The organism is Fulvitalea axinellae, assembly GCF_036492835.1.
Taxonomy (GTDB): domain Bacteria; phylum Bacteroidota; class Bacteroidia; order Cytophagales; family Cyclobacteriaceae; genus Fulvitalea; species Fulvitalea axinellae.
On sequence record NZ_AP025315.1, the window covers coordinates 463,210 to 488,618 of the forward strand.

General features: G+C 45.1%; 13 protein-coding genes. 3 read left to right on the forward strand and 10 right to left on the reverse strand.

Going from position 1 to position 25,409, the window contains the following annotated elements:
- Positions 1-331: 331 nt before the first annotated feature.
- From AABK39_RS20670 to AABK39_RS20695, 7 genes are all read right to left on the reverse strand, one after another.
- The gene (locus AABK39_RS20670) at positions 332-1,741 is read right to left on the reverse strand and encodes a hypothetical protein (RefSeq protein ID WP_338394843.1); all 1,410 of its coding nucleotides are present in this window, start codon (positions 1,739-1,741) and stop codon (positions 332-334) included.
- A 178-nt stretch (positions 1,742-1,919) separates the two neighbouring features.
- A complete protein-coding gene (locus AABK39_RS20675) occupies positions 1,920-3,536 on the reverse strand; it encodes a DUF6377 domain-containing protein (RefSeq protein ID WP_338394844.1) in 1,617 nt (538 codons plus the stop codon).
- Between the two features lie 149 nt (positions 3,537-3,685).
- Positions 3,686-3,940 (reverse strand): PID-CTERM protein-sorting domain-containing protein, encoded by a 255-nt coding sequence (locus AABK39_RS27795; RefSeq protein ID WP_421825169.1) that lies wholly within the window; start codon positions 3,938-3,940, stop codon positions 3,686-3,688.
- 11 nt (positions 3,941-3,951) lie between these two features.
- Positions 3,952-8,037 (reverse strand): T9SS type A sorting domain-containing protein, encoded by a 4,086-nt coding sequence (locus AABK39_RS20680; RefSeq protein WP_338394845.1) that lies wholly within the window; start codon positions 8,035-8,037, stop codon positions 3,952-3,954.
- Between the two features lie 549 nt (positions 8,038-8,586).
- Positions 8,587-10,083, reverse strand: coding sequence for a ketol-acid reductoisomerase (gene ilvC / locus AABK39_RS20685; RefSeq protein WP_338394846.1), 1,497 nt, complete (start codon positions 10,081-10,083; stop codon positions 8,587-8,589).
- Between the two features lie 203 nt (positions 10,084-10,286).
- On the reverse strand, positions 10,287-11,162 hold the full coding sequence (locus AABK39_RS20690; protein ID WP_338394847.1) for a helix-turn-helix domain-containing protein: 876 nt from the start codon (positions 11,160-11,162) through the stop codon (positions 10,287-10,289).
- Between the two features lie 218 nt (positions 11,163-11,380).
- Complete coding sequence (locus AABK39_RS20695; protein ID WP_338394848.1) at positions 11,381-12,007, reverse strand: sigma-70 family RNA polymerase sigma factor; 627 nt, start codon at positions 12,005-12,007, stop codon at positions 11,381-11,383.
- Positions 12,008-12,385: 378 nt separating this feature from the next.
- On the opposite strand from AABK39_RS20695, the gene AABK39_RS20700 reads away from it, so the two are divergent.
- The 3 genes from AABK39_RS20700 to AABK39_RS20710 all read left to right on the forward strand — a co-directional run bounded on the left by AABK39_RS20700 (position 12,386) and on the right by AABK39_RS20710 (position 19,411).
- The gene (locus tag AABK39_RS20700) at positions 12,386-13,135 is read left to right on the forward strand and encodes a DUF4136 domain-containing protein (RefSeq protein WP_338394849.1); all 750 of its coding nucleotides are present in this window, start codon (positions 12,386-12,388) and stop codon (positions 13,133-13,135) included.
- A gap of 47 nt (positions 13,136-13,182) precedes the next feature.
- Positions 13,183-13,791 carry an outer membrane beta-barrel protein gene (locus AABK39_RS20705; protein WP_338394850.1) on the forward strand — a complete coding sequence of 203 codons (609 nt, stop codon included), beginning with the start codon at positions 13,183-13,185 and terminating at the stop codon, positions 13,789-13,791.
- Positions 13,792-14,863: 1,072 nt separating this feature from the next.
- Positions 14,864-19,411: an endo-beta-N-acetylglucosaminidase gene (locus AABK39_RS20710; RefSeq protein ID WP_338394851.1), complete on the forward strand. Its 4,548-nt coding sequence runs from the start codon at positions 14,864-14,866 to the stop codon at positions 19,409-19,411.
- A 229-nt stretch (positions 19,412-19,640) separates the two neighbouring features.
- On the opposite strand, the gene AABK39_RS20715 is transcribed toward AABK39_RS20710, so the two are convergent.
- The 3 genes from AABK39_RS20715 to AABK39_RS20725 are packed head-to-tail and all read right to left on the reverse strand — an operon-like array spanning position 19,641 to position 25,271.
- Positions 19,641-20,612 (reverse strand): hypothetical protein, encoded by a 972-nt coding sequence (locus tag AABK39_RS20715; RefSeq protein ID WP_338394852.1) that lies wholly within the window; start codon positions 20,610-20,612, stop codon positions 19,641-19,643.
- Positions 20,613-20,634: 22 nt separating this feature from the next.
- Positions 20,635-22,068, reverse strand: a complete 1,434-nt coding sequence (locus AABK39_RS20720) for a SusD/RagB family nutrient-binding outer membrane lipoprotein (protein ID WP_338394853.1) — start codon at positions 22,066-22,068, stop codon at positions 20,635-20,637.
- Positions 22,069-22,082: 14 nt separating this feature from the next.
- A complete protein-coding gene (locus tag AABK39_RS20725) occupies positions 22,083-25,271 on the reverse strand; it encodes a SusC/RagA family TonB-linked outer membrane protein (RefSeq protein ID WP_338394854.1) in 3,189 nt (1,062 codons plus the stop codon).
- Positions 25,272-25,409 lie beyond the last annotated feature (138 nt).

Genomic DNA, 25,409 nt, shown 5'->3' on the forward strand with positions numbered 1-25,409 from the left:
ACGTTCAAACTCTAGGCCATATGCTTGCGGGCACATTTTAATCGACACACTACGGAAATCGATAAAACCTTAGTGGATGTCAGCCCGCTTATGTATCCTGACTTTATTGTCAACATTTTAAGACAAAGTGATTACGAAAAAAATCGTCTTAGAAAAATTAAAATCCCTTGAATGCCTGAAAAACTCCCTTTTCGTGGGAGTTTGAGGATATCTCCATTTAAGACAAGTAAGTTCCCTGTTAAAACGGCTGAAGTGAGGATCTCTCTTTTAAAATATAAAAACAAACGGTCCGGACAATTAAGTTTCGGACCGTTCTTTTACTGATAAAGTGTTATTCCCACTCTCCCGCTTCTTTTACAAAATCGTAAACAAACGTTCTGGAAGTTCCTTCCGAATCCGTAGCGTAAACAAGAATAGAATTCTGTTCGACGTTTGTAGACACTTTGAAGACATCCAGACTAATGCCCTTAAAAGTTATTTTTTCCCTTTTGTAAAGACTCCCGAAGATATCCCTAACAAACGGGCTTTCTATTTTGTCCAGAATAATCGGGCTTTTCAGGCTTATGTTTTTATTGGTCTCCTGTGAACTCGATAATAGTAGCCTTCCTTTTGAATCCTCCAAACGCTCAATCGTCTCGAATATCTTTCCATCGATGGGTTTGCGCCCAATAAAATCGTTTGTCAGTGTAGCCGCATCGAAAGGTGTAGAGATTCTTTCGGGAGGAGGGCTAATCCACAAGTCGTTTTCAACGGCAATCCCATAGTAGAATGACACGAGAATCCCATCTTCAATCTTTCCGATGACTCCGATCATTCTTCCTTGTTTGGAAATGGAAGTGATTTTCATCGGAACGTTTTTGTAGATAAATGTCGCTCCTTTGAAGAATGCTTCGAATATTTCCTTACCTCTGGAAGAGGTATAGCCGTTCATGCTCAGAGGCTGTTTAATGATGGCGGTAGTGTCGCCTCCATATAAGCCAAATATTTGTACTCGTTTTGAGTCTTCTTGATCAATCAATGAATATACGCCCGGAATAAGTTTGCCCATCTGAGTGGAATTTACAAGGTTCTGGGCCAGTACACCCGCATCAAATTCGCCTAGTGGAGTGGTCGGCTTATCTGGAGGGGTAGTCGGCAATGTGGGCGATGAGTTAACCAAACGGATAATTCCGATGTAGTTATTCTTGTTGATGTTCGCCGGGTCGTAATAAGGCTTCAGGTTGACGTCGAAAACCTTTTGCAAAGCTGTTATGTCTTTGTAATCGTAATAAAGGATCAGGCTTCCATTCTCGGTTCTGACCTGCATTGTGGCTCCTTCGATTGTTAAGGTTCCGTTCGTGAATTTATAATCGAAAGAACGGCTTTCGGAGCTTCTGGCTTGACTATCGGTTTTGGGTGCGGATACGATAAACTTTCCATCTTCTATACGGTAGATCTTAAGTTTATCAGCTTCATTTAGACTCTCATCGAAGTCGTTTCGGGTGATTGTTTGTGTTTTATTTTCGTAGGTGGAGCTGTTCCACGCTACGCATTTCCAATCAATTTTCTGAATAGATTCCGTAGTTGGTGTCGTTTGTTCGTCACCGGAAATATGTTCTACGAGTGTATCGAATGTCGGCTTTACGGGATTGTCAGGAGAATCAGGAACCTCATTGTCATTGTTGCAAGACAAGAGTATCGCTCCCATTCCCAAAGTGGCCATAAAGCGCCCAATAGGTTGGATCATTTTCATCGTCATCATACATCTAAACTGTGATTTTTGAGTTGTGCCGGCAACAGTTCAAAAGTACGGCGCTTGTTTGTGAAAGAATAGATGTCTGAAGCAATATGTAGATAGGGTTGGTTTGCTATGTCTTGGTAGTTAGTGCTTTATGATTTTTTAAGGTGGCTAAAATGTAGATATCATAATGGAGGGAACCCTAACTTTTACGCCCTATTTCCATAACTTTTTGCTCAAAATCGTCTCTGTCCCCTTTGAATCGATTCTTCGCTTTGGTTCTGTAGTTATAAATAGTCGAAGGAGAATAACGAAGGAAACTGGCGATTCGCGCACTTTCGGGAATCCCCAAAAGTACTAGCGCAAAGATGCGGAGTTCGGCATTCATGAGTTCGCCTTTCTTGGGGCTAATATGCTCTTCAGGTAGCAGTAATTTGTTATACTCTTCGATAAAGTCCGGGTAAATCGCCAAGAAAGATTTGTCGAAATCACGGTAAAAACTTTTCAGTTCCGTGTCTATTATTTCCGTTGATTTCAGGTTCTGAAGCAGTTGTTCTTTTTGTGATCTCTTGGCTATTCTAAACAGTCCCAAGCGATATTCGTCGATTTTGCCGATATAGTCTGAACACAATTGGAGGTAGTGGACAATGTGTTGTTTTTGTACTTGACTCAATTGCGTTAGTTGTGAGTTCGTCTTCTCTATTTGCTTTTGCTTCTGTTTCAGTTCTTCCGAAAGTGATTCCAACGAAGTATTGCTTTCTTTGAGTTTGGAGGCTTGCCGCCTAAGAAAGAAAACGCCGACGGAAAGGACTGTGGCGATTACGGCGGAAAGCGACAAAAGCAAAAGCCTGTTATAGGATTGGGTGCGTAATAGTTTTTCGTTCGATTTCGTTAAGATCGAGAATGTTTCCCACACTGGATAACTGCTGACTTTGATCCTGCTCTCTATAGCGTTTGCGTGAGCGTGCTTGATATATTCGTAAGCCTTGGCCGTGTTTCCCTCATTATATAGCTGGGTAGCCAGTTCCCTTAAAGCCGGGTTGTCTTTATGGGCCATTTTGATATTTTGGGTAGCCGAAAGGGCTAAAAATTCTTTGTACAAAGGAATGTCCCCTGATTGTGAATAACTTTGGGCGATTAAATAGGTAAGGTCGGGATAAATTTCGTCTTGCGGATCTATCCTTTTTAAGGCGGTTTGCAGAAGAGACCTTGCTTGTGCGGTAAGGCCTTGTTCAAGCAGAGACTCCGCCTGATACTTTGTCACCTCATTAGAACCTTCGGGAAGCGCTTGGACAAGAGAATCTCTGTAAGCCTTGATTTGGTAGCTGTACATCTCTTGAAGGGTCTTGGGGGGCCTATACCCCAGCAGAGCCTGTTGGTATTCCAGCTGATATGAAAAAAAAGTAGGAAGCAAGCTTTTGTCTTTAATGCGCTCTCGGGCAAATTTGAGATAAGAAGCCGCTTCATTGATAAGCCCGGCGTGCAAATGGGCGTTGGCTAAATGCAAAATACCATTGACATGCTCCCTTTCATTATTTAAAAAGGGAGTTTGCCTAGCGGCCTTTATGGAATACGCTAACGCTGAATCGGCGTTGAAGTGAAGGTACAGATCGGAGATGTTCAGAAACTCCTTATAAAGATTGAGGGGCGATTGTTCGTGATCGATCTCCGCTATAAGAGAGTCGATTTTGTTGGAATAGGCCTTGTCATAGTTTGCTTTCCGCTCCAATGTCTGGTCCAAGACAGAAAATGTCTCTTCCGAACTCTTATCATGATTTCCGAAAATTATTCCGGCGATTATCAATACCCAACCCCACATTGCCCTGTTTTATAATTTTGATACGCTTTCTTGAGCCAAGACCAAACGTAACGAAAATCCGGGAACTCTACTAAAAGGATCAAGCGTTTTGATGATTTGAGAGTGGTTACAAACACAAATGCCCTGACTTGATTCAGGGCATTTGTGTTTTATTGTTGGTCTTTGGACTTTTTTCTGTGTTTGACTATTTCTCTTCCGCCTAGTAGTAAGCCGCTGGCTAGTAGGATTGATACTCCGCCGTCTATGGGGACAGCAGGGTCACCAGTCCCTCCAGTTCCAGGTCCTTGAGCATTTGAAAGAGGTACAATAAAAAGAATAAGTAGTGGCACTAAGGTTAATCTTAACACTCTACTGAAGAATACCATACTACGATTGAGTTGTTTAACTATTAAGGTTGTTGCCATTTGTCTCTAGATTAGAAAAATATAACCTTACCTGTGAAGGATTGCCCGACAGATTTGACCTTGTATAAATAGATTCCATTAGGTAGGTCAATTCGATTTAAGGAAATGTTGTGTTGTTTTGAGTGGTGTTCTGAAGAGCTATTAAGTACTGTCTGACCTTGTGCGTTAATTATACTAACAGAGGCTTTTGAAGCATTTGCTAGATTTACTACAAAATTTACGATATCAGATACTGGGTTGGGGTAAACATGTACTGATGTCGAAGGGGGTAAATTAGTTTTTTGTAGTCCTATTAATAATTCATTCATACTTTCATCAAATGCGACATTTTCCATGGTGGATGACGATAAACCGAAGTCTAACTCAGAAGTATTTGTTGATTTTTTAGAAAACTCCAGTTCAATAAAATTGTCAGGAGTAGTTCCGGAATCGCTGGTCCAGAGAATTGGTAACTCTCCTTTTTCGATTAATCGCTCATTTACCTGTCCCTGCACTTCCGAATTAAACTGATAATGCTTTAGGTGGTATAATGCCGGATCCCATTTAAGGGTGAATTGCATTCCTTTGAGTGGTTCAAGTGTTTCTGTAGAAATGGTAACTAGTTTACCCTCATTTTTTTCTTTAGTGTTATAAAGGATTTTTATTGTTTTGTCGCCCTTACGTTGTTGTTGATCAGAGCTGTAAGCATCTCCTTTTTTGATGGCCCAGAAGAAGGCTTTATTATTTTCCTTCTTCAACTCCAGTTCTACTTCTGAATCTATTCCCTGATATTCAAAGGTCTTGGAGGTAATGTTTTTGTCAGGAAGGATACGCCATGCACTTTCGTTTTTTTCCACAAAATATTCGTCAAGGCCCAAAATAATTCGGCGCATAGCCTGAATATCCATAGTGCTTACTTTGCCGTCCTCATTAACATCGAGTTGAGCATCGCTAAATATATTCGGAAGAAGAAACTCCTGTAAGATGTATTCTCTGGCTTTTAGCAAGTCTCCCACCGATATATAGCTATAGTCAGTGTTCTCTATTTTTTTTGCTTCCACAAGCACCTCTCTGCCAGCATAAGAAGAATGATGGGTTACCTCTCCGTTTGTTGATATATATTGTGTTTCAGAATTGTTATCCTTTACGGAGAAAGCGACCTTTTCTGGAGCGGAAGTTCTAAAAGGAATGACTTGGAGATCTAGAGTAGTCTTAGGCATTTCCAATATTTTGGTGGAAATGTCAGCCGAAGGTTCTTCCAAATATGTTTTTCCGTCGTTAGCTAGGGCTTTGGTTTTGGTATCTGTTATATTGATAACCGCTTCTTGGGCCTTTAGCTCAAAACTTACGAGAGCCAAGGTGTCGTTAATTCCTAGGGTAAGGTTTTCATTCTTGTTATAAAGAATTTTGAGAGTTCCATTCTTTTCGATTTCATCAAAATGAAAATGATCCGAAGAGGTTTCTTTAAGATTGAGTTTATCAGAGTCCCAGCTTAGAGTAGTCTCGAAGGCGTGAATATTTTTAAGACCTGAAGCTTTTATCGGTACAGTAACGAGGCTTGCAAGTGGTGCGTGTAAAGTGTCGTCGGCTGTCAGTTTGATGTCTTGTACATAAAGTCTAGTATCGAGGATAATTTGGAATCTGTCTTTCAGCTCGTTTTTATCCTTACCTAACTCAAACGTATATGTTCCGTCATCCATAGAGGTTTTGGTGTCGGTCACGGTATCGTAGATAAAAACTTCTTTGTCTTTGAAAAAAGTTCCAGTATCGTGAATACGTAGGCCATAGGTTCCCGGGTTAACTCCGTTGAGAATCAAACGTAGTCTCTTTTCTTCCTCGGGGTATGGCATGACATTGATGCCAATGGGTGTTTTGTCATCAAGTCCTGTAGATGTTGAGATTGAGCGAGAGATAAATGGAGGCATATAGATATCCTCTTCCTCGTCGAAATCGGGAGATGAGTCATCAGAGAAGACATTGACAGCCTGCATAAGAGGCTTTCCGTCCTGTTCCAGATTGATCCGGAAAAGTTCGTATTCAGCGTTTGACGCACTTCGGACATTTTTGGTGACAACATTAGGATCCCCTCCTTCTTCTGCTTTGTAGCGCATTTCTGGACTTAGCTCAAGAGTGGCTTCGCCGTCTCCTTCAAAGCTATTTTCATTTGCCGCATCATCGTCAACCTTGGTTTTGATGAAAAACGCTTGCCCTGGGGCTATTGATATATTAGTGTTATGTTTGTCATCTCGTTTAGGCAAAACACTATTGTTTATCGCTATTGAGACATCGTTTAGGCTGGCGTAAAGAGTATACATCCCGGTAGATGACTCCCACGTGATCAGACTGTTCCGGAACAGCGAGTAATTTGAGGAGCCACTGGACGAGAATTCTTGTCTTAGCCTTTTCCATGAAAGAGGAAACGGGTAAGGGTTCGCTAAACAGTTGTAGCCATTACGGGAAGCTTTATCGTCGCTTTGTGATCCGTCCTCGTCCGAAAAGTACAAGGGGACATTTATCTTTTCGTTGAGGTAGACTTCACCTATTTCGCTATAAAAAATAGACCCGTCAGCTTTGACTATCCCATTGCCTTTGCCCTTTTGTAAGCTTGGTGTTTCCCCTTCAACATACCCATAATTGGCTATGGCTAGCCCAGGTTGGGGAAGAGAGGTAGACCAATCTGTTATAAAAGACCAGTGACCGTTTCCATTCTTCGCATATTTACTCTCACTATAAGTCATGAGTGTACTGCTAGAACCGAAGATGCCAGCGTAAACTGAGTTTGCCCAAGTTTCAAAGGTTTGGTTTTTAGTCAAGGCCCCCAAAGTATACCAGTTCTTCTTTCTCAGAACCCCGTCTGCGCGCGGTTCATAATACCGCTCAATCTCAAAAGGGGCTGTAACCCCCTCTCCTAGTTCGAAGGTTATATCATTATCCGAATCAAGAAAATTTCCGTCGGGATATACAAAGCCCATTTTGCCGGGACCACTTTTGATTTTTATTGGGGCTCCCCTGACTACCAATCTTTTTGCGTTTTTAAGTATAAGGTTTTCGGTTATTGATACATTATCAAAGAAATAAGTCATTAATGAATTATCAACAACTATGTTTTCCTCTTCGCCAGTGAAGTACATCTCGAAAATAACTTGATTGTTGTTTTCGGTTATTTTCTCTGGATTAATAATGGTTCCATTGTTTTCGACAGTAGAGCCCGGAAGCATTTTGATGGGTTCGTCTACCGTGAGAGTCACGCATTCGTCAATGTAGAGTTTACTTTTTATATAGAATGTTTCGGATGTTGTCCCCTCATCAATTGATTTGATGTCTACGCAATCTTCCCCACCTTTGCGAAGTTCTAAGGTGCCGTACCCGCTTCCTGATTCGCCTCCTGACCAACTGTGACTGCCATTTCGGACTGGGGGAAGGTAAAGAGTCTTAGTTTCCGGAATATCATCATCATCGTCTCTTGGACGAAATATAATTTTGGACCCAGGGTCACATACTATATGACTCCGAGAGCCATTGTCGTCAAAAAACGGGCTTTTCTTCTCTCCATTAAGCTTTTCGGAAATTAAAGAACCTGTAATTAAGGTCGAACCGTTTTCAAGATATAAGAAAGCATCACTCCTAGATAGTGAATTGCTTCTAATCGCTGTGTTTATGCCAAAGTCAACAAAAATTCCGTCTGAGACTTCCAGTTGTCCGCCATTTTGGATACGTAGCTCAACGTTATCTGTAGAAGTTGGGTACCAAGAGCCACTAGAGAGAACGATTCTCCTGCATTTAACCTGTGTGGACACATTCACTTCAGGCCATGAACCGCAATTATAAAATATCGCAATATCATTTTCTCCAGGGGCCCCTTTGGTATTACTGCTGTTTTTGGTGAAATATCCACTTGAGCTGATACTCCCTTTTCGCCACATATTGGAATCGTTCCAGTTACCATCCCCGGAGGTCCAAAACCAAATATTTACTCCTGAACCATTAGAAGGTATAGGGTAAAAAGGGTTGTTTGACTGGATGTTTTGAATCCCTTCATTATCTGGGTTCTGGGCAACTGCCCCCAATGAAACAAAGCACGACAGAGTGAAAATAATGATCTGTTTGTGAAAACGCATAGCCATTACCGTTAATACGTTACTAAATAATGGATTCTAGATTTTATGCAAAAATAGATCGGCGGGGCAGTGCCGATTTTAGGACCAATTTAAGAAAATAATGGCAATCGTGTTAAAAGTAATGTTAATTTGTTTTTGTTTTTACTTGTTTAATTTCAATAAATGAATCCTTGTCTGGTTGTCTGTTTTTCTAATAAGGGTATTTGAGGGGTTGTAACACAGTATGTTGCCGTATTTTTGAAAATTAAAGGCTTTTTGGTTTTTTAATCGTTTGTTGGTTTATAAGGAATATTTAGTTTAATTTTTTATAAATATGATAAGTTGTTCAGGTTTTAAAAATAACTAATAGATTTTAAAATTATATTATACTAATTCATGTGGTGGGTTATATGTGAATTGGAATCAAATACACCTCATTTTAATTAATTTTAAATTCTTTGAAATATTCAAAAGTTAACATTGAATTTATTCCAAATACTTAATAAAAAACCGCCCCGAAGAATCGAAGCGGTTTAGGTATGCTAACGTGTAACTGAGAAGGTTCTCTTATTAGGCCGTAACGGCTTCTTCGGTGCTGATCGACTTCATGTCGGTCATCGCTTTGCGGAGTTCGTAACCCACGGCTTCGATCGGGTGGTTGCGGAGCTCGAAGTTTACGGCGTTAAGCTCTTGGTTGTCCACTCCGTTGTCGCGTCCAGCGTTGTAGTCCGTTCCGATGATGTCGGTGTCTACCGTTTCCATAAACTCGGCCAACAACGGCTTGCAGGCGTGGTCGAAGAGGTAGCATCCGTACTCGGCGGTATCGGAGATTACGCGGTTCATCTCGAAGAGTTTCTTACGGGCGATCGTGTTGGCGATCAACGGAGTCTCGTGCAATGATTCGTAGTAGGCCGATTCCGCTTTGATACCCGCTTCTGTCATAGTCTCGAAAGCGAGCTCAACACCTGACTTCACGAAGGCTACCATCAACAACGCGTTGTCGAAGTACTCCTGCTCGGCGATCTCTACGTCTCCCGCCGGCGTTTTCTCGAAAGCCGTCTCGCCGGTGGCCGCTCTCCACGTAAGGAGGTTCTTGTCGTCATTGGCCCAGTCTTCCATCATGGTTTTGGAGAAGTGTCCGCTCATGATGTCGTCCTGATGTTTTTGGAACAACGGACGCATGATTCCCTTCAACTCTTCGGCAACTTCGAAAGCCTTGATTTTGGCGGGGTTCGAGAGACGGTCCATCATACCGGTGATACCGCCGTGCTTCAAAGCTTCGGTGATCACTTCCCATCCGTACTGGATCAATTTGGAAGCGTATCCGGCGTCAACGCCTTTTTCCAGCATTTTGTCGAAGCTCAGGATAGAGCCGGTCTGCAACAGTCCGCAAAGGATAGTCTGCTCGCCCATCAAGTCCGATTTTACTTCGGCAACGAAAGACGATTTCAAAACGCCGGCACGGTGTCCGCCCGTTGCGGCCGCGTAGGCTTTGGCGTAGTCCCAGCCTTTTCCTTCAGGGTCATTTTCAGGGTGAACGGCGATAAGCGTCGGCACGCCGAATCCGCGCTTGTACTCTTCGCGTACCTCGGTGCCCGGACATTTCGGTGCCACCATAATTACGGTGAGGTCTTCGCGGATCTGCATTCCTTCCTCTACGATGTTGAAACCGTGCGAGTAAGAAAGCGAGGCGCCTTGCTTCATCAACGGCATTACGGCCGAAACCACGGCGCTATGTTGTTTGTCCGGAGTAAGGTTGATCACCAAATCGGCCGAAGGGATAAGCTCTTCGTAAGTGCCTACGGCAAAGCCGTTTTCGGTGGCCTGTTTCCAAGACTGTCTTTTTTCGTCAATGGCAACCTGACGCAAGGCATAAGAGATGTCGAGTCCGGAGTCGCGCATGTTAAGGCCTTGGTTCAGACCTTGTGCGCCACAGCCTACGATCACTATTTTCTTGCCTTCGAGGGCAGTTACGCCGGCGGCGAATTCTGAACGGTCCATGAATTCGCAAGTACCGAGCTGGTTGAGTTGCTCTCTGAGCGGAAGGGTGTTGAAATAATTAGCCATATCCGTAATGTTTTTAAGTTTCGTTCGCTAAAGAAGGGTGTTTTTCAAAATCACAACGCTTGCCGTTTGCAGGCAAGGCCTTGTGTTTGTGTCGTGAAAAATGATTTCTACGGTAGAAAATTCTTCAATGACCTCCTTTTAGGCAAATATGGGGAATGCCTAATGGATAACGCTTGTCGAAAAGACGGAATTATAGGTAAATTTCAATGGCGGTCCCGATATTCGGATGGAGTCATGCCGGCGTGTCGCTTAAACACTTTGGTAAGATAAGATTGGTCGCTGAAATTGTTCATGTCGGCGATTTCGGTTACCGAGAGGTCTGTGTGTATAAGTAACCTTTTGATTTCCAGTATACTTTTTTCTTTTATAAGGTCCAAAGAAGTCTTGCCCGTGACAGATTTTACGGTTTGCGTAAGGTGGTTGGGTGTAATATTAAGCCAATCGGCGTATTGTTGGACAGTCGGATTCTTTCGGTAATTTTCCTCTATCAGCATTCTGAATTTCTTCACAAGGATCTGCCCTTTGCTTTTTTTACCCTTACTCAGTTCCGCAGGATAAAGTTGATGACAGGTGTTAAGTACGAGGTCCAGAATAGAACCGATTATACCATAATCATCATGTCCGGCCGACATATTTTCCACACCTCGGGCAAAGAGGTTGGAAAGAAATTCTTTGTCTGTTTCGTTTTGAAGGACCAACGGAGGATTGCGTTGTTGGGCGTTGAAGAAAAAGGGCAATTCCAGCAAGCGGTTCTTGTCGCTTTTGTCAAGCAAATAGAAATCGGCGGAAAAGAGGAAAATATATCCTCCGATGTCTTTCGAAAGCTCAAGCCTGTGCGCTTGGCCCGGACTAAGGAAAAACAGACAGGGAGGCGTGATGTCGTATCGGTGATCGTCTATTATATGTATGCCGGAGCCTTGGGTAAGGAAAAGGACTTCGAAAAAATCATGGCGATGAGGATACTGTACCTCGAAGTGCCGGTTGGCGTTAAACTCCTCTACACTAAAAGGTTTGGCGTCGCCCAATGAACCGCCGAAAGCGTTTAGACTGTAGGTAGGAATGTTGTTGTCGGGTTTCATGACGTGGCTTGTTCTTGCGTTCCAAATGTTTCCAAGAAAGCGGGCGCACTTGTGGCCACTTGATAGCAATTTGTTAAAAAATGGCTCCGGTTTGGGAAGAAACCGGCCTTTTGCTATTGATCTTGGATCGTTTTCAACACAAAAATAAGCGCTTTGCCCGACTTTCCTACTTGTGGGGATAAATGGACAATCTGAAAATAAGATAAGGCTTAAAGCCCTTACTCCTTTGCGCTAATCTCGCTTTGGAGAAAGCCTATCAAACTAGACATCTCCCCTTTTTGGCAAGCTTTGTTGAAACGCTGCATAAAAGAACCAAGGCCGTTATCATTGTCAGAATCGGACGAAGCCTTGGACGCTTGCGGAAGGCTAAGACGTTTTTTTGCCCGTAATAAAAGCTGACGGCAATGGTCCCTTTTTTTTTCGAATATTTCGGCTATTTCCGAATAGTCGAAGTCAAAACCTTCCCTCAGAACGTAGACTCCTCTTTCCGGTGCGGACAGTTTGCCGTACATCATCATTACGGCTTCCCTGATTTCCTCGGCTTTTTCTTCGGCCATAAAGGCCCAACCTTGGGCTTTGTCGTAGATCGTCGTTTCCGGCGTCTCCTCAATTTCCCTGTCCGATGATGTGAGCGCATCAGTCTTGCGCTTTAGGTTAAGGCTGGTATTACGGACGGCCCGGAGCAAGTAAGCTTTGGCGTTTCTAACGCTGGTATTTTCAATGCGAAACCAGTTTGCGAAGACGTCCTGCACGGCGTCTTCGGCGTCACAACGGTTTCCCAAAATATTATACGCGACCCTGTACAACAAGGCCTGATACTGCGATACGCATTCCGTTTGGCTCATCTGCTCCAAAAGTTGATGAGGCTATAGCGCCTCCTCCCATGTTTTAAAACCAAACGAAAGATACGACAATAGCATTGAATATCTCATAACAAAGAGAGCGTTTTCGTAAACAAATTCATTCTTTTTTCACGGCTCAGTTTCCTTTTGCCCGCTTCACATCAGGGTGATTTTGTTGAATGTCATACGTTTACACGGTTTTTAATACTTACAAGTGATGTATTGGTTTCCTGTGTGGCAGGGCATCTTTTATCAGAAAGATGTTGCGAGCACTATTTGAAGCCATTTTCGCTATCCAAGTCCATTTATTGCAAAACAATCATAAGAAACCGCAAACATCTGTCAGATGAAGGGGGTTAGAAATGAAAAAAATTAGTCGCTATGTTCAATCACCCGAAATTATCATTCCTTTTCGCCGTGTTAATGGCGGCGGCGTTATGGGGCTGCTATCCTGATGATGACCGTTCCATCGCCGAAACGGAAGTGACACTCACGTATTACGATACGGATTTTGAGAAAGATAACGGTTTCCAAAAATACTCCACTTTCACAATCCGGGATTCCGTGGCCTTGATCAAAGACAAGGACAATATCATCGACTCCACGGAATTCTATGCGCCGGGAGGCCCATCAGAGCAACTGATTGATAGCATGCGCCAACATTTTATCAGGCGCGGTTATATAGAAGTGGACCGTGACGAGAACCCTGACTTTGCGGTCAACGCTACAGCCATCGCTACCAAAAATGTGGTGGTGGGCTATTATCCTTGGTGGAATCCCTTCTATCCTTGGTATTGGGACTGGTACGGCGGATGGTTCCCGGGTTATACGGGCTGGTATCCATGGTACCCGGGTTACGCCTATAGTTATCGGACGGGCTTCTTGATGTTTGAGGTTGTGGATGGAGAGTCGATGAGGAGTTACGAATCTTGGCACGACGATAACCCTGTGATTGGAATACAGGATTATCAGAATCTGGAGTTGCCGGAATCGGCGCGTTTGAAGTTTCGCTGGCAGGCGAACATAAACGGTTTGATTTCCACCGACGAGGAATACACGCTCAAGTTAGCCTTTAGGGGTATTGACGAAGCGTTTGAGCAGTCTCCGTATCTGGCAAAAGAACGGAAATAGCAACGGAAGGAGTTTACTGCATTGTTGTGCGAAAAAATGATTTTGAGATGAAAAAGATACTTCCAATAATATTGCTTGTCTTTGGTTTGGGTCTTAGCGAAAGCTTTGCGCAAACGAGCAACGTGATTTTCAGCGCTGAGTACCAGACAGGGTTCTTGGTGGGAGACGCAAGGGATTTGGTCGAGAAATACAGCTTCCGCGGTTTCAGCATTAGCGGTGAGGGTTTTGTGGATCAAAACCTAGCTGTAGGCGGTGAAGTGGGATGGACAGGATTCTATCAAGCTTTCGATAGGCAAACTTACCATTTGCGCCCGGGCGCGGACTTGACAGCTGATCTTTCCAATTATCTATACATTTTCCCTATAAACGCCACATTCGCATATTATGCGTTTGATGGAGATGCGCCTATCAGGCCGTTCGCAAAAATAGGAGCTGGAGCTTATTATATAGAGAAGGAAAACGACTTTGGGTATTATTACCAAGAGGATGATGACTGGCGTTTTGGACTTCAACCTGAGGTTGGTGTAATAGCTAGCTTTGGTACGGGCCTTGGCGTAGTCTTGAAGTCAAAATATACGGTTATATTCTATGACAAGTCAGATATTGATGTGATCTCCTATTTCAACTTTAATGTTGGAGTCACCTTTACCTATTGATCATTTGTAATGCGGACATTTTCTAATGAGGAAGTAGCCCATTCGGAAAAAATAATCACAATTAAGAGTCACGTCACAATCTTTTTAGATTTTGCGTGACTCTTTTCTTTTTTAAATATAAGCTGAAGAGCTAGTTGTCAGTGTTTTAAAGGAACCTATTTCTTGGAGTCGGCGGGAAAAGTGTAGCTTGGCCGGATAATTCAAAATAATTAATTAAAACATCGATCCAAACATATTTGCAAGTAAGCGACAAATGATAAAATCACATATTAATCACTAATAATGATGGTTGTTTTTTCAGTATAATACTTTTGGGGATTATAAATTTTATTTTTTTCAAAAACGAAGGTGATGTTTTTGTCCAGTTTCTCTCCTTTGTTTGTCGGGGTTCTTATAGTGTGTTTGTGAAATAAACTAGGACCGATTAATAATGAGATCTCGACAGAAAACGCATATTGAGTAAGTTAAATGTTTGCTTCTCGCAAAAGAGCGGAGAGTCCATTACTCTATTCTCATACTTCCAGACAAACCATCATTTTTTTGAATATGCCCCCGTTTAGAATTCCGCTTGAATATGAGTGGAAGGGGGCTCTTTATTGGCAAAAATAAATTTTGAGGTCTATTGTCGAAAGTGTATTAGTGCTGAGAGGGTAAGTGGAGTGTTAGCGTAATAGGTATGTTTGAGATGCCGAAAATTCGCTTCCCCACCAATATGACTAATGACTTTCAACGCGGACAAGGTACCTATCGATGGCGGATAGGGTGTTGTTCTATAAGTGTAAACCGCTTAGTGGGATTGCTGTGTTTAATTTTTATCGGAAAGGTGGATGGACAAGTTTTGTCCCATTTACTTATCCGAAACTTTATGTGTAACCGCATGTGGATACTTGTGTAAGAAACATCGTGTTGGTTTCCGTTCAACGTAAGCGGTGATCGGTAGTTGGAAGAAAAGATGTCGTTAACTTTTGTTTTGGATTCCTAACGATTCCGCCTGATTTCATATAGGCAATGTTTCTGAAACCCGTGTTCTATAGCATTTGGGTTACCTCATTTACTTTACAAATTATCACTTATGCGAAAGACATTTTTACTATTCTTTTTATGCGTAATTTACCTGTTGCCTATTCAGGCCCAGGATTACCCCCAGTCCAAAGACTGGTTTTTTAAAAAAACGGAGTTCCAGAATTGGAGCCCTGCTTCTGAGAGTGCCGACCCGGATATTGAATTTCATATCTCAAGGGTCCCCCTAAAAGAACGTTTTCAGTTTAGGGCGTCGCAGGCTGACCCGAGTATAGACCCGAACCGGAGAATGGGAATATGGTCCGGGCTTCCGGAGAATGTGCGCGGATCTAACTCCGCTTTCGAGTACGCTTTCTCCGCTTGGCAATACACCGATGTGTTCGCCCGCTGGAATGGTGGCGGTAAGCGGATAACCATCCCGCCGGCTTCGCATATAGAGGCGGCTCACCGGAACGGTACCCAAATGCTCGGCAATATTATCTGGGCTTGGGGTGATAACTCGATGCAGGAGCATACGGAAATGGTTCGAAAGGAAAACGGCGTTTATGTCAATGCGGTAAAGCTGGTGGAAATGGCCAAATTTTACGGATTTGACGGTTGGGCTTTCAATGTGGAGACAACCACTAACGTCCCCAAAGAACCGCTGGTGCTTTTTATGCAGGCTATGCGCGAATATGCCACCTCGCAAGGGCTCTCAAACTTCCGTACTTTATGGTATGATGCCAGAAGCAATGCGGGAAGTATTCGCTTTACGGAAGAGTTAACTTCGAACAACGACCATTATTTTGATTATAATGGCGAAACGGTTTCCGACGTTTTCTTTCTCAATTACAATTGGTATTCCGATAGGCTTGACCGTTCTATAAGCCGAGCGAAAAGCCTGGGAAGGGATCCCTATGATGTACATGCGGGTATCTATACCAATGGAAACCGCAGCAACTATGCTGACCTTGGCCGTAAGGAAGTGTCTATATGCCTGTGGCTTGAAAGCAGTAACGGCGACGCTTCGGACACTCCTTTGGAATTTATGAACAGTGCCCTGAAAAACACCTCCAAAGTATGGGCTGGGCCAAACGGCGACCCAAGCCGTCCGGGTACGCCTAGAAACGATTCGGATTATGCGGCTGGTTATTCGTTTTTTATCGCTGACCGTTCGGCGATTAAGGAATATCCGTTTGTAACCCGATTCAATACGGGAAGCGGCGTGTTTTTCTCCGTAGCCGGTGATGAAATTTGGGAAAAAGAATGGAGCGACGTGAGCTTGCAGGACGTTTTGCCTACTTGGAGATGGTGGTGGAGCCAGGGCGGTCAAAACCTCAAGACTTCCATCTATTATGAAGACGCTTACGAAGGCGGCGCCTCGGTTAGAATCAACGGGGATGTTTCCGGCGAAAATGTTCTGAATCTTTACAAAGTAAAACTACCTGTAAGCCAAGCGACCGAGTTGGCTTTGACTTATAAGTTGAAAGATACCGACGCCGGCGCCGCTTCGGGACTGGAAGTGGGTGTCGCTTTTGAAAACGGCTCAAGCCTCAGCGGTTTTACCTTCCACCCTGTCGGGAATTTGGAAAAGGAAGGATGGAATACCAAAACGGTTAGTTTGGCCCAGCACGCCGGACAAACTATGGCGGTGATAGCCTTGAAAGTCAGCGGATCCATCAACGATTACGATTTGCGTCTTGGGGAGCTTTCCCTTACGGACGGAGTCGTTGACTCGCCGGCTAGTCCAACGGCTATCAACGTGGCCAGCCTCGCGCAGACGGGCGACAAACTTTCGGCTAAGTTGACGTGGTCTTTGCCGGGCAATCCGCGCTATAACGAGGACGCCGACGTTTCGTATTTCGAAGTATACCAGACTACTTCCGACGGAAAAGACCATTTTATCGGGCGCTCGGTAGCGAGGGCTTTTATAGCCAAAGACCACAAAATACAGCCTGATGGTGGCAACGTCAACCTTAAGGTTGTATCCGTAGGAATGGATGGAAAGACCAAAAGCGCTCCGATCAATGGCAGTGTAGCTTGGGATCCGGAGCCGGAAGCGGATTTTGCCACAGGTCTGGCCCTGCAAGGGCTTCCGGTCGAATTTACGAACGAGTCAAATGCCGCGACCACGTATGAGTGGACTTTCGAAGGAGGAACCCCGGCTACGAGCACTGACGCAAATCCTCAGGTGACGTATTCGGAGAACGGGACTTACACCGTTGCGTTGAAAGCGAAACACGCCGACGGAACGCGGGAGTCGGTTTTGGAAAAGAAAGTGGTGGTGGTACCGCAAGTGGCTAACAATACTTTGAACTCCGACTTCGAGGTTACGAACCCTAACCCTGAGCAGGGTGAAAGGATCGATTTTAATTTTACAGGAAATCCGGGACTCACATACGGGCCTACTTCCGGCATTGATGTGCCCGCCGGAGTTGGCAGAGACCAAAGTTCGGGAGATATAGATCTTTCGGGCGGACCGCTTACGATTTCTTTCTGGATCAGAAGGGACAGTTGGCAAAAGGATTACCAAATATTCATGGGAGTCCACAACGGCGTTACCATCAATTGGAAGTACAGCGCTGTGCAGGCCAAACTCCATAACGCTGGTGCGGCGGGCAAAAACTTGGGAAGAACCTCAAACAGGGTGGTCACCAAGCAGTGGACGCATTTGGCGCTTGTTTATGATGGGGTTAACCTGACGATGTACCAAGATGGCGAGGCCGTAAGTACCCGTAGCGATGGAATAGGTTTTGGCATAAACGCCAAGGGTAGATTCTATATCGGAAGCGATTCTTATAAAGCGATGAATTTTGTTGTGGACGAGATTCGTTTCTGGAAAGAGGCCCGTACGGCCGAGCAGGTTAAGGAGTTTATGTTTAAGGAAATTCCGGCTCCATATCCGGCTGCGTTAGCCCATTATTGGCCGCTGGACGAGAACTCGGGCAATACGGCGACTGATGTGGTTGGCAACAATACCATCCAGATGAATAATATCAGCTGGACAACGGGATCGCCTTATGTTCAGGCCGTATCGCCGGTGCCGGTCCGTGATTTCTCTTACGAGTGGACATTCGATGGCGCGGTAGATCCATACAGCGAAGAGGCCAGCCCGAGAGTTCGTTATATGAATGCGGGTACTTATCCTGTTAGTCTGAAAATCACCACTACAGGAGGTGTGGATGTGGAAACCAAGACCGGGTATATCACCGTAGGCGAGGCTGACAACGTAGCGCCTGTGGCGGTTATAGCGGGTGAGTATTCTCCGAAAACAAATACCGCCGTAACCTTCAGCAGTGAAGGGACCGTGGATTCCGACGGAACTGTAGCCGGCTATGCGTGGGACTTTGGCGACGGAAACTCGTCGACCGACGCGAACCCGACACATACTTATACCATAGCCGGAGATTATACGGTAAGCCTTACCGTTACCGATAACGAGGGCGCCACTGCCTCGGTAACCAAAGCTATTACCGTTACGGATGAAGTTGTGGCTCCGACCGTCTTGGCACAGGGAGGAATCGTGAATATTTCGGAGAGTTGGACAACGGTCAACTTGGATGACACTTACAGTTCCATGGTAGTAGTGGCTACGCCTGTTACTGAAGTCAACGCCTCTTTGGCTCCTTTTGTGGTGCGAATCAGAAACGCGTCGGGAAGTTCATTTGAGATAAAACTGCAATCTACAGGAACGGGAACTGTAGGCACTAGGCCTGTACATTACCTTGCGGTAGAGGAAGGCGACTATACTGAAGCGGAACATGGCGTGAAGATGTCGGCGCAAAAAGTCACATCCACCAAGACCGCCTATAAGTGGAATTATCCTGGCAAAGGCGAGCAGATTAGCCTTGCGGCATTCTCCTCTCCTGTTGTTGTAGGACAGGTGATGACTTATAACGATAGCCGTTGGTCGGTTTTCTATTCCGATAACGGAAACCTCGGTTCCCCTACCTCGTCCGTGGCTTACATAGGCAAACATGTCGGAGCGGGTCCGGATACGGATCGTCAATCCGAAACTGTAGGATATATAGTGATGGAGTCAGGCACCACGGCAGATTTGGGCAAAGCTTCCCTGAAAGCGGGAATTGCTACGGGAGTTACCGGATTTACCAGAAACCCTAACGGGAAAGTGTACAGCCATAACTATAATGAGGCTACGGGAGCGGTAGCCAGCATATCCGGAATGTCGGGCAGTGACGGCGCATGGGCCAACCTTGTGGGAACAGGTGGTTTGAATACGACTTCATTGACATTGGCTTTGGATGAAGACCAAGTGGCCGACACTGAGCGTAAGCATTCGGAAGAAATCGTGTCTTATATAGTATTCGCCGATAAATCCGACATTGGCGTACAGCAAAGAACCAGTATTGGAGATAATAGAGAAAGTCTTCAGCTTAGTACAGATATGGCGGTTTGGCCGAATCCGGCGACGGACCAAGTTAATATTTCCTTGGCGGGAGATTTCTCGTATACACTTTATAGCCAAAACGGAGCGACTATCAGTTCCAGGAATGCAAACGGTGAAGCCAGTGTTGATGTCAATGCTTTGGCGAACGGATTCTATGTTCTTAAAATTATTCACGGTAATGAAACCGCAGCGATTAGAGTCTTAAAGAAATAATCGGGGAGTAAGAATTCTTATTGACCAGATAATAAATATGGACTGTCGATTTTATCGGCGGTCCGTTCTCGTATTTTCAATGGTGAAATTTTCCTTTGTTTAAACTGATTATAGTGAGGCTAAAGAAACAAAAAAAGAGGTTGGGCCGCATTGGCCCAACCTCTACATTTTAATATGGGTTCCACTCATTATCTTATTTGCCCGTTTCCTTGGGCAATGATCTCTGAATTTAGAGTTTTTGTCCCGCCTTTATTGGCACATTGGGCTGTCTATGCTGGCCGTATTCCAAAAACTTGGCTCCATCTCCAGCGTCGGACACTTCTATCTTAGCCCAAGCATAATACACTTCTGTGTCCGAAGCCCAAAATTCTAATCCAATATAACCCGATTTCCCGTTCAAGTCAGAATACTCAGGGCTTGTGACATACGCAAATTCAGCGTAGCTCTTATCTGGATTGTAGACTACGCCTGTGCCGTTCCAATTACTGTCTGGGCCTATCACGGTTCCTTCTTCCAGAAAGACTACCCGGTGTCCGTTGACGGGATCGGCTTTAGAAACGACCCTGTTTCTCCACAGTTCAAGGTTTACTCGTTTTGCGCCTGTGTTTGATGTAAGGGATGAGGTCCAGAAAGCTACCCATGACTCTACAGCCTCGTCGTTGGAAAGGTCAAATGATCCTGACCAAGTCTTGTCGGCGGAAACCAGAATGTCATAGTCGAGTACATAGTCGTCTACCAAATCCTTAATGGCATCTATATAGATAAAATCCCGGGCCTGTATTACCGAACCGCCATTGAGGTTTGAAATTTTAAGCGTAAGTCTTTTGGTGTCGCCTTGTTCCAAGGCTTTGGGATTCACATATACAGTGACTTTCCCGGCAGTGAGTCCCTTCTTTTTATCCTCATCGGAAAGGTCCGCATCGCTCAGCTTAACTTGGGTCGGTTCAACTTTATAATCGCCAGCGTCAAGGTTGAGTGATGATATATCGACGCTGACCGTACCGGAATACCCTCTGATCCCCAAAAGGCTGACGTCAATGGTTTCGAAATCGTTATCGTCGCTTAGAATCAAAAGTTGTTGTGGTTTTGACTCCTTGAATCCTGTCATAGGACTGGTTACATCGTCATCATTGTTACAGGAATACAAAAAGGCCGTTCCCAATAGCGCTATGGCAAGAAGTCTGAATTTTATAATGTCCATGATTTGATTTCTTTACAATGGATTAAAACTTGTCCCACCAAAGGCGAGTAGCCTCATTGTCTTCACCGCCAAGAAGCTTGACCCCTACTTCATAAACTTTCGCGTTCTCCACAGTCTCACCATTTCCGTAAGCTAGGCGTACCGGGATTTTTTTGGTCGGGTTTACTGCGTTTGGTGTTGGGGTAAGCACCGGAAAATCGAATTTTCTCCACGCTCTCCAAGCGTCATATGGCTGAAAGAAAAGAGAAACCCATTTCTGGTTGCCTAACAGTTCTTTGGATTTGGAGTCTTGCCATGCGATGGAAGAGCCTTTCAGGTATTCGTCAATAAGCGTTTCCTCAGTGACATCGAATTGTTCCATTGATGAGCGCACGCCTTTTTCATACGCCTCCTTTGCGGTGATTCCCGATATCCAGCCAAGAGACGCGGCCTCGGCGATATTGAGCCATGTTTGAGAGGCCGTAAGGACGGGCATGGGGGTGTCGGCGGAGTTGATATATGTGCCGAAACTGGAGATTGTCGATTTGGAAAAAGCGGAAGCTTCGGCCTGCTTCAGTCCGTAAGGCATGCCCACATATTTTCCTTCTTCCGGGTCTTCGGCGGGATTGTAATCCGTAGGGGAATTGATGAAAGCATCTATTCTAGGGTCATTAGTTTTTTCCATGAAATCGACAAAAATGTCACTTGGAGCATAGTCAAAGCGCCCTGATTTATCGGTAAACCAAAAGTTACGCTGGCCGTCTTTGTCGAAATGCAGGTAGTTGATGTTGTCGGAAACATCAACTATGCCTCCCCTGGCGTATGCTTCGGCGAAATAAGTTTTGGCCTGCGCTAAGTCAGTGTCGGAAATTCTGACCGCCGCTTGCATAATCAGGGAGTTGGCGAATTTTTTCCAATGAGCGACATCCCCGCCCAGCATAGGATCCCCGCCAATGGCTCCTTTTGACTCGTCTAAAGCCGCTTCGCCTTGAGCAAGGGATTCCAATACGCCTGCGTAAATGTCCTTCTCGGCATCGTATTTCGGCGTTAAGTTCGCTGTGCCCTGTAACGCTTCGGAAAAAGGAACCGGCCCGAAAGTGTCAACGGTTATCAGATAAAAGTAAGCCTGAAGTATTTTGGAAGCGGCTTTGATATTACCGTAGATCTCTTGAGGGTCTTCAAGATCGATGATAAATTGAAGGTCCATTAACGGTCCGCTGTACACTCCGGCAAAATTGCCTCTGAATGTTTCGTAATGGGATTCCGAGGTATAGTATGTTCTGGACATCTGCTGCGTCCACAAGGCCATCGAGGAGTTTGTGCCTCCGGTACTGAACAATCCGTTAGCGAAGAGCGCTTCCACGTTTACCGTAGAGGGGGCGTTGGGGTTTTTATTTATATCGTCGAACTCTCCGGGATCACAGGCCAATAAAGTTGAGATCAAGACGCCCGCAAGGATTTTTATATATTTTTTCATGGTGAGATTTCTTTTTAGAAGCCAAACTTAAGGTTGAAACCGTAAGACTCTTGCGACGGGAATGCGCCACTTTCAAAGAAGTTTTCTTGTTGTTGAGTCGGATCAATTTCAGACTCGGCGAAGAAAAACCACGAAGGGTTGGTAACCACAAAACTCAAAGAAAGGTGACGCATCGAGATTGGCTTAATCCATTTTTGCGGAAAGTTGTAGCCGAGGCTAAGTTCTCGCAGCTTGAAGAATGAAGCGTCATAGACAAACTCCGTACGGTCCGCCTGTATCATAGTGGCGTAATCGAGGGCTTCCATCCAGAATTCGATAGGCGTTCCGTCCTCGTTTACTCCTTTGATCAATTGGCCGCCGCCTTCAGCTACCGGATAGCGGTTCCAAACACCGTTTCTGTTTTTGAAAACGGTTTCTTCATGGGTTCCCCCGTAAATGCCATAGCGGTTTGATAGCGAATAGATTTGCCCGCCGATTTGGTAATCGAAAGCAAGGTTAAGGGTTATGCCTTTGTAATTCATGAAAGAGGAAATACCGCCCGTAGCGTCGGGAAGCATCTCGCCTACTTCCACGTCTTTCTCAATAATAGGGGAATAATTTCCGTCTGATCCCGAATAGACTACCCGTCCGCTTTCGTCTCGTTTATATCCTTGAGACACTACCAAGGTTCCCCAAGGTTTGCCTACGTCGTTGTAAACGTATGGGAAATCACCCTCGAAAGCGTCGTTGTTTGCCCGCTCGACAACTCGTCCGGAAATTGGGTCTGTGAAAAGCGAAACGACTTCAGTCTTGATCGGTGCGAAGGAAACGTTGATGTCCCACTTGAAATCGTCAGTCCTTATCGGGCTTCCGCGCAAAGCCACTTCCCAACCCCAAGAGCGGAATTCGCCGGCGTTTATCAATAAGCTAGAGAATCCTGAAGTTCCGGGCACATCCAATGGGAGAAATTCGTTTGTACTCGTACGGTTGAAATATGTGATGTCAACACCCAAACGGTCGTTCAGCACAGCCAATTGCCCGCCCAATTCGTATTCGACGATTTCCTGCGCCTCAAGGGTGTTGTTTGGAAGATCCCCGGAGATGAACATGGTTGGGGTAGAGCCCCAAGTAGCGCCGACGCCGTAAGTTTGGCTAAGCTGATAAGGAGGAATGGCCTTTTTTACCTGCGCCCAAGCCGCTTTCAGGTTACCTGAAGTAATCCAGCTTGATTTCAATAATTCGGAAAATACGAACGAACCGTTGACGCCGGGATAAAACGCGCTATTGCGATCTTCCGGCAAAGTGGAACTCCAGTCGTTACGTCCCGTAAATTCGACGAAAAGCATTTCTTTAAACCCTACTCTAGCGGATCCGTAAAGGCTTCGCACTCCCCGGTTGCGGTAGTATTCGTCCAGCTCCGGCTTTTCGGCGGAGTTTCTCACATTGTAAAATCCCGGCGCCAAAAATCCGCTTGTAGAAGCCTCTAGGGTACTTCTTCGGTAGTCTCTACGTTCTCCACCCACCTTTGCGTCAATAGAAAAATCGCCAAATTTGTCGTTGTAAGTCGAAAGGAAAGACAGGAAAGTGTTTTTGTCTGATCTTTTCTGCTTGCTGTACCAAGGAGCGAAATCCATTTTACCGTTTCTGTAAGTGTTGTCTTTCACCCTCCAAGAGCGATCTCTCTCATATACGTAGGTTGATGCGTTTACGGAAATATCCCAGTTGTCGGTAATGCTGTAAGTCAAGCCGATATTACCGGAAAGGCGCTGAACATGGTCCTCACGGTAGTTCTCCATAGCGTCCCAAAACGGGGAGTTCCAAAATTCGGGAAGCAAAAAGTTAGGCGAGTTCTTGTCAAAGGCTCCGTTACCGAAGTTCCATGTTTTGGGCATGCCTTCGGGCGTTTTGTAGTTGCTTAGCCTATCGTAATCGAGCTGTACTTGGTTCCATTGGTAAAGGCTTGACCCTACCAAACCGTAACGTTCCTCGAAGTTGCCTTTGAAATACTCCGAAGCGTAATTAACCATTGCCGTGGCGGTTAGTCTGTCGGCTAAGTTGGCGGTGGTTCTGAAGTTGACGGTGTGCCTTTGTTTCTCGGTACCCGGCATTATGCCGTTTTCGTCCAAGTAGCCGTATCCCATTCGGAACTGCACATCGTCAGAACCGCCGGAAACGGAAACGCTGTTGATCGAAGTAATGCCTGTGTCAAAGAATCCGGGAATACCTTCGTCCGAAGCTTTCCACGGTCTTGTTTGCAGATAGTTGCCTTCATCTTCATAGAAGCTGTCCCACTGCAACACCTCTTGGCCGTTAAGTTCCGGGCCCCAACTACCGTCACCCCACTGAGCCATAGGCTTGCCGTCCATAGCCTTCCACGCTTCTGGGTGCTTGGACTCGTCATACTCGAAAGTATTGAAATCCAGATTCCAACCTCCTCCGAATTTGTCTTGCATTTTGAATGGTAAAACGGCTTTGTTAAGGGTCATTGTTGAGGAAACATCGACTCTAATACGGCCCTTTTCGCCACCTTTTGAAGTGACGATAATTACGCCATTTGCAGCTTCCTCTCCGTATAGCACACTGGCGGCGGCGCCTTTCAAAACGGATACGCTCTCTACGTCATCGGGGTTTACCGCCCGTGGGTTTACCCGTACACCGTCAAGAATCCAGAGTGCGCCCTCGTCAGAGTTAAGACCAGTGGCTCCCCGAAGACGAACAACCACGTTGGCGTCAAATTTTCCCGCCGAAGCGCCAAGCACTTGTACGCCCGGAATCTTACCGCTGAGTGACATAGCGACGTTAGTGCTGGGGGCAACCTGCAACTGCTCGCTTTTTACCGCCGCAACGGTATAACCTAGGTGCGCTTTGTTGGCCTCTTGTCCTAGGGCCGTAACCACAACACTTTCAAGTTCGGTAACGTCATCGGAGACTGTTATGTCAATAACGGACCTGTTACCGACCTCGACTTCCTGCTTAGCGTATCCTATTCCGAAAAACTGTAGAGTAGCGCCTTCAGGGTTTCTCAACTTGATTTCGTACGTGCCGTCGATATTGGTGGCAGTTCCGTACCCGGTTCCTTTCTCGATAACGCTGAGTCCGGGTACAGGCTCACCGTCTTCGGAAACGACTTTTCCTTTTACGATTCCGTTATTTTGGGCGCTCCCTTGGAGTGTGGCGAAGAGGCCCGCAAACAACAGAATGAACAGCTGTAATTTCTGTTTCATGTCGTGTTTGTTTGTTCTTAGGTATCAATTGGTTTGATCTGATGAGGCCAATATATAGAAGTCATAAAGGCCATGAATGGACATTTTTCGCATATGCTTATATTATTTTGCCTTTTAATTAAAAATATTAATAATTAA

Bases quoted from the DNA above. Each gene is read 5' to 3' on its own strand.
- AABK39_RS20710 (WP_338394851.1), top strand. From the start codon at position 14,864: ATGCGAAAGACATTTTTACTATTCTTTTTATGCGTAATTTACCTGTTG.
- AABK39_RS20670 (WP_338394843.1), bottom strand. From the start codon at position 1,741: ATGATGACGATGAAAATGATCCAACCTATTGGGCGCTTTATGGCCACT.
- AABK39_RS20695 (WP_338394848.1), bottom strand. From the start codon at position 12,007: ATGAGCCAAACGGAATGCGTATCGCAGTATCAGGCCTTGTTGTACAGG.
- AABK39_RS20720 (WP_338394853.1), bottom strand. From the start codon at position 22,068: ATGAAAAAATATATAAAAATCCTTGCGGGCGTCTTGATCTCAACTTTA.
- AABK39_RS20715 (WP_338394852.1), bottom strand. From the start codon at position 20,612: ATGGACATTATAAAATTCAGACTTCTTGCCATAGCGCTATTGGGAACG.
- AABK39_RS20705 (WP_338394850.1), top strand. From the start codon at position 13,183: ATGAAAAAGATACTTCCAATAATATTGCTTGTCTTTGGTTTGGGTCTT.
- AABK39_RS20700 (WP_338394849.1), top strand. From the start codon at position 12,386: ATGTTCAATCACCCGAAATTATCATTCCTTTTCGCCGTGTTAATGGCG.
- AABK39_RS20690 (WP_338394847.1), bottom strand. From the start codon at position 11,162: ATGAAACCCGACAACAACATTCCTACCTACAGTCTAAACGCTTTCGGC.
- ilvC (WP_338394846.1), bottom strand. From the start codon at position 10,083: ATGGCTAATTATTTCAACACCCTTCCGCTCAGAGAGCAACTCAACCAG.
- AABK39_RS20725 (WP_338394854.1), bottom strand. From the start codon at position 25,271: ATGAAACAGAAATTACAGCTGTTCATTCTGTTGTTTGCGGGCCTCTTC.
- AABK39_RS20675 (WP_338394844.1), bottom strand. From the start codon at position 3,536: ATGTGGGGTTGGGTATTGATAATCGCCGGAATAATTTTCGGAAATCAT.
- AABK39_RS20680 (WP_338394845.1), bottom strand. From the start codon at position 8,037: ATGCGTTTTCACAAACAGATCATTATTTTCACTCTGTCGTGCTTTGTT.
- AABK39_RS27795 (WP_421825169.1), bottom strand. From the start codon at position 3,940: ATGGCAACAACCTTAATAGTTAAACAACTCAATCGTAGTATGGTATTC.